General features: G+C 37.8%; 14 protein-coding genes and 1 riboswitch. All 14 genes read right to left on the minus strand.

What is annotated here, in order from left to right; genetic code table 11:
* Position 1: 1 nt before the first annotated feature.
* Complete coding sequence (locus tag EO114_RS06510) at positions 2-700, minus strand: Stp1/IreP family PP2C-type Ser/Thr phosphatase (protein ID WP_127062219.1); 699 nt, start codon at positions 698-700, stop codon at positions 2-4.
* Positions 697-1,746 carry a 23S rRNA (adenine(2503)-C(2))-methyltransferase RlmN gene (gene rlmN / locus EO114_RS06515; RefSeq protein ID WP_009353452.1) on the minus strand — a complete coding sequence of 350 codons (1,050 nt, stop codon included), beginning with the start codon at positions 1,744-1,746 and terminating at the stop codon, positions 697-699. The genes EO114_RS06510 and rlmN overlap by 4 nt, the downstream gene beginning before the upstream one ends.
* Positions 1,743-3,101 (minus strand): 16S rRNA (cytosine(967)-C(5))-methyltransferase RsmB, encoded by a 1,359-nt coding sequence (gene rsmB, locus EO114_RS06520; RefSeq protein ID WP_127062222.1) that lies wholly within the window; start codon positions 3,099-3,101, stop codon positions 1,743-1,745. The genes rlmN and rsmB overlap by 4 nt, the downstream gene beginning before the upstream one ends.
* On the minus strand, positions 3,073-3,843 hold the full coding sequence (locus EO114_RS06525) for a DUF116 domain-containing protein (RefSeq protein ID WP_127062293.1): 771 nt from the start codon (positions 3,841-3,843) through the stop codon (positions 3,073-3,075). The genes rsmB and EO114_RS06525 overlap by 29 nt, the downstream gene beginning before the upstream one ends.
* Positions 3,836-4,813 carry a methionyl-tRNA formyltransferase gene (gene fmt, locus EO114_RS06530; protein ID WP_127062224.1) on the minus strand — a complete coding sequence of 326 codons (978 nt, stop codon included), beginning with the start codon at positions 4,811-4,813 and terminating at the stop codon, positions 3,836-3,838. Before fmt ends, EO114_RS06525 begins: the two co-directional genes overlap by 8 nt.
* Positions 4,813-5,289 carry a peptide deformylase gene (gene def, locus EO114_RS06535; protein ID WP_009353453.1) on the minus strand — a complete coding sequence of 159 codons (477 nt, stop codon included), beginning with the start codon at positions 5,287-5,289 and terminating at the stop codon, positions 4,813-4,815. Before def ends, fmt begins: the two co-directional genes overlap by 1 nt.
* An 8-nt stretch (positions 5,290-5,297) precedes the next feature.
* Complete coding sequence (priA, locus tag EO114_RS06540; protein WP_127062295.1) at positions 5,298-7,478, minus strand: primosomal protein N'; 2,181 nt, start codon at positions 7,476-7,478, stop codon at positions 5,298-5,300.
* Positions 7,479-7,772: 294 nt separating this feature from the next.
* Complete coding sequence (metK, locus tag EO114_RS06545) at positions 7,773-8,963, minus strand: methionine adenosyltransferase (protein ID WP_127062226.1); 1,191 nt, start codon at positions 8,961-8,963, stop codon at positions 7,773-7,775.
* A gap of 49 nt (positions 8,964-9,012) precedes the next feature.
* A riboswitch (SAM riboswitch) is annotated at positions 9,013-9,114 on the minus strand.
* A gap of 57 nt (positions 9,115-9,171) precedes the next feature.
* Positions 9,172-10,353, minus strand: coding sequence for a bifunctional phosphopantothenoylcysteine decarboxylase/phosphopantothenate--cysteine ligase CoaBC (coaBC, locus tag EO114_RS06550; RefSeq protein ID WP_127062228.1), 1,182 nt, complete (start codon positions 10,351-10,353; stop codon positions 9,172-9,174).
* A gap of 218 nt (positions 10,354-10,571) precedes the next feature.
* On the minus strand, positions 10,572-11,018 hold the full coding sequence (locus tag EO114_RS06555; protein ID WP_127062231.1) for a GNAT family N-acetyltransferase: 447 nt from the start codon (positions 11,016-11,018) through the stop codon (positions 10,572-10,574).
* 167 nt (positions 11,019-11,185) lie between these two features.
* Complete coding sequence (locus EO114_RS06560) at positions 11,186-11,626, minus strand: hypothetical protein (RefSeq protein WP_009353256.1); 441 nt, start codon at positions 11,624-11,626, stop codon at positions 11,186-11,188.
* Between the two features lie 9 nt (positions 11,627-11,635).
* A complete protein-coding gene (coaD, locus tag EO114_RS06565; protein WP_062402407.1) occupies positions 11,636-12,127 on the minus strand; it encodes a pantetheine-phosphate adenylyltransferase in 492 nt (163 codons plus the stop codon).
* Positions 12,128-12,142: 15 nt separating this feature from the next.
* On the minus strand, positions 12,143-12,688 hold the full coding sequence (gene rsmD, locus EO114_RS06570; RefSeq protein ID WP_009353851.1) for a 16S rRNA (guanine(966)-N(2))-methyltransferase RsmD: 546 nt from the start codon (positions 12,686-12,688) through the stop codon (positions 12,143-12,145).
* 85 nt (positions 12,689-12,773) lie between these two features.
* Positions 12,774-13,775, minus strand: a complete 1,002-nt coding sequence (locus tag EO114_RS06575) for an NAD(P)H-dependent glycerol-3-phosphate dehydrogenase (RefSeq protein ID WP_127062233.1) — start codon at positions 13,773-13,775, stop codon at positions 12,774-12,776.
* Between the last annotated feature and the right edge of the window lie 2 nt (positions 13,776-13,777).

Here is a 13,777-nt window from a genome sequence, read left to right on the forward strand (position 1 = left end):
TTTATATACGTCCTAGTACGATTGTCACATTATCTCGTGCTCCCGCATCATACACAAGGTGCACTAAATCTTCTAACGCTCTATTTTCATTTTGTTCTTCAGAAAGAACTTGTTCAATCTTGGATTCTTCAATATAACCAGATAAACCATCACTACAAAGTAAGATTCGGTCATTTTGAAATAATTCTATCATCCCTGTATCGACTTCTACCGATTCATAGACGCCAATCGCACGGGTTAACATATTCCGTTTAGGATGATGAAGAACTTCTTCTTCTGTAATCGTTCCAGCTTCTACTAACTGTTGTACCATAGAATGATCTTTTGTCATGCGTTGTAAGCCTTTTTCGCCATATATATATAAACGGCTATCTCCTACGTGAGCCCAATATAAAATATTATTTTGCACATAAGCCACAACAGCAGTAGTTCCCATACCTTCTAATTCCTTATAGGATTGGCTTTTTCTATACACCATATGATTTGCCTCTAGTATGGCATTTCGCAATACATGAGCAGATACTTCTTTAGACTTTTCTACTACATTTACAATAGCATCTACCACCATAGTACTAGCATATTCTCCACCAGTATATCCACCCATACCATCTGCTACAATTAACAGCGGTCCTTGTGCATAAAAGCGATCTTCGTTTCGCTGGCGAACTAGCCCAGTTTTACTAATTCCTAAACTAATCATACCCTTCCTTCTTTCAAAGATTGTTGATGTTGTATTTTTAATTGTCCACAAGCTGCTTGGATTTCATCTCCCATTTCCTTACGAATCGTTACAGACACACCATAGGATTCTACAATAGACTTAAACTCTTGCATTGCTTTCATAGACGGTTTATATAAATTAATATGTTCATTTCCATTGACAGGAATTAAGTTGACATTACAATGAGGAAATTGTTTTGCAATACTACCTAGTTCATGAGCTTCTTTTTCAGATGTATTCACATCTTTAATTAAAATATATTCAAAGGTTACACGGCGTTCTGTCCGTCGATAATATTCTGCCACAGCATCTAGCACATCTTGTAAAGCATACGTCGCCCCTATAGGCATAATTTCTTTTCGTTTTTCATCAGTAGTAGCATGCAATGATAATGCTAATGTGATAGGTAGTTCCAGTTCTGCAAAACGATAAATATTGGGTACTAAACCACATGTAGATACAGTCATTCGACGATAACCTATATTAAAGCTTTCTTTTTCATGAATAAATTGCAATGCTTCCATAGTGTAATCGAAGTTTTGTAATGGTTCTCCAGATCCCATGACAACAATGGAGTTGACTTCTTCTTTGATGATACTTTCAAACAATAACAACTGCCCAACAATTTCAGCTACCGTCAGATTCCGGAATAGGCCTTCTGTAGTGGATGCACAAAAAATACATCCCATTGCACATCCCACTTGAGATGACAAACACACAGAGTTCCCATAGTGCTGCTTCATCAGTACCGTTTCTACTTGATGCCCATCAGAAAATCTGAGCAATAATTTCTTTGTATTTCCATCAGAACTAGTAGATTCTCGCACCACCGTAGGAAGTGTAATTGTACAGTGTGTAGCAAGCCATTCACGCATTGTCTGTGGAAGCTGTAACATATCTTCCATAGAGAATACGTGACGTTGATAAATATAATCCATAATCTGTTTGGCTCTAAACTTTGGAAACCCTCCATCTGTCACAACTTTACTTAATGCTGGCAATGAAAGGCCAAGTAATTCTATCATGCTCTCTCCTTACGTAAACGGGCTATAAAAAATCCATCCATATCATATACATGCGGTAATAAAGTAACCATAGGACCTTCTGCTGCAAACGGCAACAAGGGAGCCACATCTTCTAATATAAAATTAGGGTTTTCTCGTAAAAAGTTTTCTACAACCCCTTCATTTTCCAATGTATTTATAGTACACGTAGAATATACCAAATATCCCCCTACTTTTACATAGGAACTAGCATTTTGCAATATTTGTTTCTGTAACATTGGCAATTCTTGTAATTGAGATTCCTCTTTTCGCCAACGCATATCTAATTTCTTCTGTAAGATTCCTAGTCCTGAACATGGTGCATCTACTAGTACCGCATCAAAAGACTCTTTCCATTGTTCTTCTTTAACTGTAGCATCCCCTTGCTGTGGTTGCACATTAGATATTTTCATGCGTTTTGCATTTGCCTGCAACAGTTCTACTTTATGTTCATGAATATCCGTAGCTACGATAGTTCCTGTATTATCCATAAGGGTTGCCATATGTAATGTTTTACCACCCGGCGCTGCACAGGTATCTAAAATACGCATATGTCCTTTAGGTTGTACTGCATAAGCTACAGCCATAGAGGCTTCGTCCATGAATGTCATCAATCCCTCTTGTACCCATTTTGCTTCCTGCAATTGTCCTTTGTGAGATTTGATGATAATTGCATCTGGAATCATATGACTAGGCTCTACCACCCAATTTGCCTGTGAAAGCTCTTCTAATAAATCATGCCGGCTAATTCGTAAAGTATTCACTCGCGCTGTCAATAATGGAGTTTCATTGAACCATTCACAGAGATCAATTGTTTCTTCTAGACCTCGTTGCTCTATCCATAAACGGACTAGCCATAAAGGTTGATTATAAATATAGGAAATTCTCTCCGTTTCCGAAGTGGCTAAAGCATCTACTCCAATATCTTCGCGCTGTCGATCTACATTACGAAGTACAGCATTGACAAAGCGGTCTGTACCAGGTGCCACTTTTTTGGCAAGCTTTACACTTTCATTCACCGCAGCACTAGAGGGTACCTTATCCATATAGAGCAATTGATACACTCCGAGTCTAAGAATTTCTAGTACAAAAGGAGATAATTTTTTAACCGGTTTCTTGGTAAAGTGAACGATAACGGCATCCAAGTAGTTTTGGCGTCGCACCACACCATATACCAACTCTGTAAAGAATCTACGATCTAAATCCTCTAGTCTTTCTTGCATCATATACTGAGGCAATACAATATTGGCATACTTCTTATCTCGATGTATATCTACTAAGGCTTTCATAGCTAGGCGCCGAATGTTTTTATGTTCTTTCTTTTGTTTCGTTTCCATAGAGTAACCTTTCTATGACAAGTCTAATGTCTTCTGTATTGACTCGCGTATTACAACAAGGACCACAAGGTCGTTCATTTAAGACACCAATTACAGGAATAGGAAATACATCTGCCATACCACTAACTAAGTCTCTTTCACAGGCGATAGCCACAATCGCTTGAGGACGAATTTCCTTAATTTTTAAACGTGCTAATGTACCACCTGTGACTACCACAAAATGACATCCATAGGTATCTGCAATATCTAGCAAGGTTCCTACTTGGCATCCCCCACAGCGCTTACAATTATGTACATCTGTAGTCACTTTATGTACACAGCTAGATAATTGTATGCAATGCGGTGTAAGCAATAATAATCGTTCTGGTTCCACGCGATACACTTGGGTGCTCACGAGATGATTAATTAACGCAATCAAGGATTGACTCACTTCATCCTTTGTATACCCAAAACATCTAGCTAAGACCGTGACCAAAGGAAATAAAAGATATAACCCACGATTGGATAGTCGCAATAAAATCGGATGTTGTATAGGATATATTGTGACTAATGCCATGTATATCCACATGGACCACCCAATCAATATAGGTAGTAGTAGCGCACTCTCTACGATAGGCCCGACAACAGGTCCCCATTGGGATAAGCTAAGATGCATCATCCAGACTATCCAACCCCATACCATGGAAATCAATAGCATTGCCACAGCCGTCACTGTTAAATATAGACGATAAGATTTATTCATCGCCAAAGCAAGCTCCTACTGCTAACTGATGACCACGAGCAAAATCACCTGCATTCATTCGTTTTTTATTTTCAGGCTGCACTTCTGTGACACGTAAGACCCCGTGACCAGTGAAAATACTGAAAGACTCTTTATCTACATGCACTATTGTCCCCTCTTTAGGATAGCCACAAGCCCCTTGTAAATGTTCAGGGGCATACTTGGAGGTAGGGTCTACTTTTGCATGCCAGAACTTAATCCGTTTACCCTCTAAGAATGTATAACATCCAGGACTGGGATTGAAAGCTCTTATTTTCGCAGCTAATGTATGTGCTGGTTCTGTAAAGTTAAGATGTCCCATCTCTTTTGTAATTTTTCCTGTTTCAATAGCTTCTTCATGATTTTGAGGGACTCTTGTTAACGTACCTGATTGTAAAGCATCTACGGCTGGTACAATCATCTGTGCCCCTAATTTTGCCAAAGCTGTAAAGATTGTACCAGATGTATCCTCTTCTGTAACAGGAATACGTTCCATTAACAGAGTATCACCTGTATCTAATCCTTCGTCCATATGCATAATAGTCATACCAGTTTCTGACTCTTCATGAAGAATCGCATATTGAATAGGTGCTGCACCTCTAAATTTCGGTAATAAAGAAGCATGTAGATTAATACACCCCAAAGGAGGCTGATGAATAAGCCAAGGAGGCAAAATTTTTCCATAAGCAATGACTACCACAATATCAGGAGCCAAGGATTCTAATAGTTCTTCCGCTTCTTCATTGCGCAAGGATTTTGGTTGATACACAGGAATATCATGCTCTAATGCCAACTCTTTCGTCGGCGGCATTTGTAACTTATTACCTCGCCCTTTCGGCTTATCTGGTTGACAAAATACACCTACTACAGTGTGTGGACTATCGATTAAAGCCTGTAACGTTGGGACTGCTATATCTGGAGTACCCATAAATACTATACGTAATGGATTCATTATTGTTGTTCCTTTTTATGGATAAAAATCTCATTGGGATTCACTAACTTTTCCACAAATAAAATACCATTTAAATGGTCGATTTCATGCTGAAAAATACGAGCTAAAAAGCCTTCTGCCTTAATTTTTATCTTTTTATTATTTCGATTGATACCATGTACTTCAATTTTGTCATATCGCTCTACATCGCCGAATAGTTCTGGTACGCTCAAACAACCTTCTAAGCCTACTTGAGAACCTTCTTTTTTCACGATTTCTGGGTTGATGACTTCAATTAAACCATTTCCATCATCTAGTACAATAATTCGTTTGGATACGTTGACTTGTGGTGCCGCCAAGCCTACACCATCTGTTTTATACATAGTTTCAGCCATATCATCTAATAATTGACGAATCTTTTTATTTACGAACTCTACCGGTTCTGCTATTTGTTTTAACACAGGATGCCCTGTTTTCATGACTTCTAAAACTGCCATAGTCCCTCCTATACTGGATCCACATCTATATAGATATGGGGCAATGTAAATATATCTGAATGATACATGTGTGATTTTAAATTCGATAAATCAATACCACGAATCATAATACAAAGTCGATACATATCTCGTATCTTTGCGGCGCCATTTTCATAGGGCCCTAGTATATCAATGCGCTGACCTTCACAAGCCTGGCGCAAAGTGTTGGCTAATTCTGTCGCTCTTGTTCGTACTACTGAAAGCTTTTCATCTAATAAGGTAATTTGTATCATTTCACCAATTGGTGGATACAACAAAGCTTTACGAGCCTCTATTTCTTCCTCATAAAAGCTAACATAATCATGGTGCGTGCTGTGCTGAATAGCATAATGTTCAGGACTATAGGTTTGTACCACTACTTTTCCTGATTTATTACCACGACCAGCACGACCAGCTGCTTGCGTTAGCAAATTAAATGTTCTTTCAGAAGCCGTATACACAGGAATATGCAATACAGAATCAGCAGTAATAATTCCCACTGCAGTAACATTTGAAAAATCATGTCCTTTTGCCACCATTTGCGTGCCCAACAAAATATCATATTGACCAGCACCAAAGGCTTCTAAAATACGCTGAGATTCTCCTTTTTTAGAAGTTGTATCTTGATCTAGACGAGCAATTCTAGCTTGTGGAAAACGTTTTGCTAATTCTTCTTCTACTTTTTGCGTGCCTGTACCAAAAAATTTAATTTTATGGCTACCACAATGCGGACAAATTTGAGGCACTTTTTCATGATGGTCACAGTAATGGCAACGCAAGTCCTTCCCCGCTTGATGATACACCATAGATATATCACAGTGAGGACAATGGATAGGTTTACCACAGTCACGACACATGACAAATGTACTATGACCTCGACGATTCAGCAAAAGAATGATTTGCTCACGTTTCTGTAGTGTTTCTTGGATTAAAGTATCTAACGCCATAGAAAATACAGAGTAATTCCCATAGAACATTTCTTCTTTCATATCCACAACAGTCACCTTAGGCATAGGTTGATGAAAAATACGATGCTCTAAAGATAGTAACTCATAGATACCTTGGCTCGCTAAATAATAAGCCTGTACAGACGGTGTAGCAGACCCAAAAATAAGCGGACATTGATGGCTTGCACTGCGCCATCTTGCCACCATTCGCGCATCATAACGAGTCATATCTTGTTGTTTATAAGATGGGTCGTGTTCCTCATCGACTACAATAAGACCGATATCTTCTGTAGGTGCAAACACTGCTGAACGAGCACCTATGATAATATGGCTATCTTTCCGACGTAAACGCTCCCAATTGTTATAACGTTCCGCTTTTGTTAACTGGCTGTGAAAAACGACCACTTCTTGACCAAACTTCTCTACAAATCGTCGCACTATTTGCGTAGTTAAGGCAATTTCTGGAACTAGTATAATAGCAATCTTATCTTGTTGAATCGTCTCTTGTGCAGCTTTTAGATATACTTGTGTTTTTCCACTACCTGTCACACCATGGAGTAAAAACGCTTTACTTTTCTGGTTAGCAATACACTCCTGAATAGGTTCGTATACAGCCTGCTGCGACTCAGTTAAAGGAATGTCTATACTATCCACAACTTCCTCATACCGTGTTTTCGTCATTTCATACCGCCAATCTATGTCGATATGAGAACATTCTTTTACTTGCTTAATGACAGGCAAACTAAATCCTGCCAATCGTAAGGCACTTACTGAGGTTGCTCCATGTTCTAATAAGTATTCCGCCAACAAACGTTGCTTTTGTTTCCTCACTCCAAATAGTTCTACATGAAAGGAATCCTTAGGCACAAGCCATTCAATTTTAGGTCTATCATAAGATTTTAATTTACTTTTATCGACAGTGAATAAGCTTAACGCTTCTGCGAATGTACATAGGTAATACTCGCTTAGCTTACGAGCTGTACTAAGCATTTCCGATGAAAACCAAGGTGTTGGATCTAATACCGATAATATGGGTTTGATCACAAATGATGGATTTTCTATGTCACTATAACCTACAAGAATCCCCTCTTCTTTAGAGGCTCCTAAGGGAACTGCTACGCGAGTTCCAATAGGCACCTCTCCGAATGAGTCAGGTATTTCATAGGTTAAAGGTTTATTCAATTGTTTCGCAGGACGATTAATAATAATTTCACCTAAACGCATCATAACCTCCTGACTAAACACTCTCCATTATACCACGTTTGTACCTACGATTCATACTATTTCATACCCTACTTCTACACATTTGCATATGATGAAATTTCTTTTAGGAGTAAGATGATAGGACAAAATCACTTGGTAGTCTAATTCCATCTTCTTATAAGATGTAAACACATGACAACCTAGACTCTTATAATTTATATACATAACAACTGGGGTAACAAAAATAGAGGACAAAGACATACGTCTTTATCCTCTATATATGTATCATTCAAAAGCGAAGGGCAAATTAATCTATTATAAGCCTGCTTCTTTACGAAGTACTTCTGCTTTATCTGTGCGTTCCCATGGAAGGTCTACATCTGTACGACCAAAGTGTCCATAGGCAGCAGTTTTTTTATAATGTGGTTTCAACAAGTCTAACATTTCAATGATACCTGCTGGACGAAGATCAAAATGTTTACTTACTAATGCAGAGATTTTTTCTTCTTCGATTTTTGCAGTACCAAATGTTTCCACCATGATAGATACAGGTTTCGCTACACCAATTGCGTAAGCTACTTGTACTTCACATTTATCAGCAAGACCAGCTGCTACGATATTTTTAGCTACATAACGAGCTGCATATGCTGCGGAACGGTCAACTTTTGTAGGATCTTTACCGGAGAAAGCTCCACCGCCATGACGAGCCATACCGCCATAAGTATCTACAATAATTTTACGACCTGTCAAACCAGCATCGCCTTGTGGACCACCGATTACGAAACGACCAGTTGGATTGATAAAATATTTAGTATTTTCATCGATGAATCCTTCTGGAAGTACTGGATCGATAACATATTTTTTAATATCTGCTTGGATTTGTTCCAATGTTACTTCTGGACCATGTTGTGTAGAAATAACGATAGTTTCAATACGTTTTGGTTTACCATCAACATATTCTACAGTTACTTGTGTTTTACCATCTGGACGAAGGTAATTCAAAGTATTATCTTTACGAACTTTTGTTAATTGACGAGATAAACGGTGTGCCAAGCTAATAGGCATAGGCATTAATTCTTCTGTTTCATTAGATGCGAAACCAAACATCATACCTTGGTCACCAGCACCGATTTTATCAAAGGCATCACTACCACCTTCACGAGATTCTAATGCTTCATCAACACCCATCGCAATGTCTGCAGATTGTTCGTCAATCGCTACGTTAACGCCACAAGTATCAGCATCAAAACCGAATTTTGCACGAGTATAGCCGATTTCACGAATTGTATCGCGAACAATGTGAGGAATATCTACATATGTATTGGTAGTAATTTCGCCTACTACATGAACTTGGCCTGTTGTTACTAATGTTTCACAGGCAACGTGCGCTGTTGGATCTTTTTCTAAAATAGCATCCAATACAGCATCTGAAATTTGGTCAGCAATTTTGTCTGGATGACCTTCTGTTACAGATTCAGAAGTGAAAAATACATGTTTTTCTGCCATGAATAAACCTCCAATAAAAAAATTCCTCATCCCAAGATGAGGAATTATATCCCCATCTTCCGATCAAATATCGTTGGATTTAGCACCTCTTCCATCAGGAATGGTTGCTGTAGCTTCACAGGGCCTTTCCCTCCACTACTCTTGATGAGACTTGTATCATACATATAATACTTAGTTTAAAATCACTACCATGTATTATAGCATAGATTTATAGGTCTGCCAAGGCTTGAATAATGCGTTCTGCCACATCAAGTTTCGACATATTAGGTAAACTTACAATTTGATCTCCAGGATAAATAAATGTCACTTCATTTGTATCTACATCAAATCCAGCATTGGATTTACTTACATCATTAGCTACTAACATGTCCAAATTCTTTTTGCGCACTTTTTCTTTTCCATAGGCAATGACATCTTGCGTTTCCGCTGCAAAACCAATTAATTTTTGTTGCTGTTTACGCTCTCCTAAGCTTGCTAAAATATCTGGATTTTTTACCAACTCTAATATCATAGTTTCTTGTTTTTTTATTTTATTATTTGCTACCTCAGCCACACGATAGTCCGCCACAGCCGCAGCCATAATCACCGCATCTGCAGAGTCATAGTGACTATCTATAGCCTCTTTCATCTCTGTAGCAGAACAAACTATAATACGCTCTACACCAATTGGCACAGCAAGATCTGTGGGAGCAGATACCAAAATTGTCTTAGCACCGGCTTGGGCTGCTTTTAATGCTACCGCGTATCCCATCTTTCCACTAGATCGATTCGTAATATATCGAACTGGATCAATTGCTTCTTGCGTACCACCGGCACTGACGATAACCGTTTTACCTTGCAGTAGTTCTGTTTTCCCTAAATGAAAGTCCACCCAGTCCATAATTTTTTGCGGATCTGGCAAACGCCCTTTTCCTTCTACCCCACATGCTAGGAGTCCACTGTCAGGTTCTAGCACATGAACTCCTCTACCACGTAAGATAGATAAATTTTCTTGCACAGTTGGATGGGCATACATGTTACTATTCATAGCTGGACATACAAATACAGGGGCCGTTGTGGCCAATAATTGGGTAGATAACATATCATCTGCAATTCCATACGCCATTTTAGCAATCATATTAGCCGTTGCAGGTGCTATCACATAAGCATCTGCCCAAGTTGCATAGGCAATATGCTCTACATTCCAATCCTGTACATTTTCAAACATTTCCACAGCCACTTTGTGTTTACTAATTTCACCAAACACAAGGGGACTCACAAATTTAGTGGCATTTCTCGTCATTACCACTTTTACTTCTGCTCCCGCTTTATATAAACGGCTTACTAACTCTACTGCTTTATAAGCTGCTATTCCTGCTGTTACACCTACTACAATATGCTTACCCTTCAAAGGTCTCACCTTCCTATAGAACTAATTCAATTAATAGACTTTCTATACTTACCCTATTATACAGTATCTGGATAAGTAATACATCAATATTTTTATCCATAAAGACTCAAAATATCTTTATCCACGAAAAAAGCTGTATACAAATTAAAAGGAGCATAATTTGTTACAGCTTTTTACGTATTTATATGATGAATATAAAATCCATCAATGATTAACCTCTACAGAGGTAATGATAAATGAACTACTGTCTTTACCGGCTTCTTGGTACCATCTAATTTTTTAAATCCTAAGCTTGTATATAATTCTTTTGCATTTTCCATACTTGGCAAGCTATCTAGTAGCAATGTTTTATATCCAAATTCACGAGCATCTTCTACTACCATTTTAGCCATATTTGTACCTAAAGAACTGTGCCTAAATGCTGGACGAACATACAACCGTTTCATAGCCGCGGTTTTACTATCTACATAACGCAACGCAACACAGCCTGCTGGTTTGTTATCGATAAAGGCAATATACAAGGCTTCACCTTCACCTTTATATTTTTCTTCCAGTCCATGAAACTCTCTTAAATTAGCAGATACTCCTAATGATTGTACATACTCTACAAACAAATCTTTTACTTCATCAATATAATCGTGGCCATTACGAATTTCAAAATTCATAGTATACCTCCTCATAGTATTACATGAAACTGATATTGTTAGTATTCGACGAAATTATAAAAACTCCTTTTATTTTTTTAATTTTGTATGACTAGCAAATATAAAAATCTCTAATTTTAATAAAAAGCACCTTTTAAGAGTACCTCTCAAAAAGTGCTTAATTAATGTTATTTGTGCAATGTTTGACGATTTTCTTGCAATGCTTCTAATGTACGCTCTAAATTAGATTCTACATATTTGAATACATCACTAGCATATTGAATAGAACTATTTTTGAGTTCTTCCGAAGATTTATTAGCCTCTGCAATAATATGATTAGCATGTTCTTGTGCTTGTTTTACCAATTCACTTTCTTCTGTTAATTTTTGAATGTATTCTTTCGCTTGTTCAATTAATGCATCCGCTTGTTTTTGACCTTCCGCTACAATACGATCACGCTCTGCTACAATACGACGAGATTCTTCTAATTCAAGAGGCAAAGATTCTGTTAATGCATCTACAATACGCATAATTTCTTCTTCTTCAATTAATTTTTTATTTGTCATAATCATATTGTTACTAGTAACAATTAAATTTTCCAACTCTTCTAATAATTTTTCTGTTCTCATGATGTCCTCCTATTTATCTTGTTTTCTATGAAATTTATCTTCCAATGCTTGTTTCACAACTGTAGGTACTAAGCCATCTAACTTACCACCATACCTAGCCAATTCCCGTATACCTGTAGAGCTTACAAAGGCATATTTATTATTGGTCATAATAAAAACAGTTTCAATCTCATCATCCAAATATTTTGAAAACAAAGCACGTTGAAATTCATATTCAAAGTCACTTAAAGCTCGAAGTCCACGGATGATGATATGACTATCTCGTGATTTCACATACTCATTCAACAAACCGCTTCCAAAATCAACTTCAATGTTAGAAATATGTGATACAGATTGACGAATTAACTCTGCCCTCTCATCCAAAGTGAATAAATACTTCTTATTTGGATTTTCTAAAATTACTACTATTAACTTATCCACTAATTTACTAGCGCGCTCAAATATATCTATATGTCCATTTGTAACAGGATCAAAACTACCTGGACAAACTCCAATTCTCACAGTATAAGCCCCTTTCTATGGTTCTCGACAAAGAATGTCAACGCGAGTATACCCAAAGGATAAAGCTTTCACAACCACCCACTTAGGCAATAATTCTAGAGTTTCATTCTTATGGCGTTCTATAATTAAAAAGCCATCTTCGGTAAGTAATTGTAACTCGTCCACTAAGTCCAAAGTTTTTTGAACATACCCTTTTTCATAAGGGGGATCTGAAAATATTAACTGAAACTGCTTTCCTTGTAACCGTGTAAGTGCTGATTCCATAGTACATTTCATAATTTCTAATCGATCATCTACTTTACAGTGTCGGCTATTACTTTGGATACAATCAACAGTGCGTGTATCTACTGCGATGGCATGACTAGCACCTCGACTTAAGGACTCTATGGCTAATGCGCCAGTACCCGAAAACAAATCTAGCACCTGAGCTTCAAAAAATCCTCTTCGACTTTGTATAACATTACAAATACTCTCACGCACTCGATCTTGTGTAGGTCTTGTATCCATCCCCTTCGGAGCCTGTATAGTATGCCCTTTGGCTGTTCCTGAAATAATTCTCATATAATTTACTACCTATACTTGTATATTCTACATGATTTTACTATGGGGTACAATAGATTTTTTATAAAATCTTCCTCATAATCTGTTACTTATTACAAACTTCTTGTTTTACATCTCGCATCATTAACTGCATCAACACCTCAGCAGGAGAAACTTGATGATATAATACCTCATACAAAGCATTAGTAATAGGCATATCAATCCCTTTTACTTTAGCTATGTCATATATAATACGTACTGCAAAAAAACCTTCTACCACCATTTGGGATCGATTAATGATATCCTCCATAGTTTCTCCATTTGCCAACTTTTGTCCAGCTCGCCGATTCCGACTATGGGGACTCATACAAGTAGCGATTAAATCTCCCATTCCTGAAAGCCCTGCATAGGTTTCTGATTTTGCTCCCATGGCAACACCAAACTTTGTCATTTCATGAAGACCACGAGTTAATAAGGCTGCTAACAAATTATCTCCTAATTGCATGCCATGTGCAATTCCCGCTGCTAAAGCAATAATATTTTTTGTGGCTCCTCCTAGTTCTACGCCGATTACATCTGTATTCCCATACACTCGAAAACTAGGACCTCCCAAAGCACGTTGCAAACTACATATAGCATCTACATTTTGACTTGCTACAACTGTGGCAGCCGGCAAACCACGGCCTACTTCTTCTGCATGATTAGGCCCAGATAAAATAGCCGTTGCTTTCACTAAGCCCTGTACCTCTTCTTCAATAACCTGAGATAATCGCTTTTCACTATCTTTTTCCAATCCTTTAGAGCAACCTACTATAATCATAGAAGGTCCTAGATAGGGCTTTAATTCTTGTAGAGTACGCCTCACATAAGTTGATGGAGTAACCATCAATACCACTTCTGCATCTTGTAAAGCTTTGCTATAAGAATGTTGAAACTCTAAAGTAAGTGGTAAAACTACATCTGGCAAATAAGGGTTAATACGATATTCACGCAAATAATTTGCTTTTTCTTCCGTGCGACAATACATCGTCACTTGATGCCCCGCCTCTAGCCCTTTTAGAGCTAATGCAGTGCCCCAGCTACCTGATCCAATGACTGCAATTTTCATAA

The sequence above is a fragment of the Veillonella sp. 3627 genome (assembly GCF_003992195.1).
GTDB lineage: Bacteria > Bacillota > Negativicutes > Veillonellales > Veillonellaceae > F0422.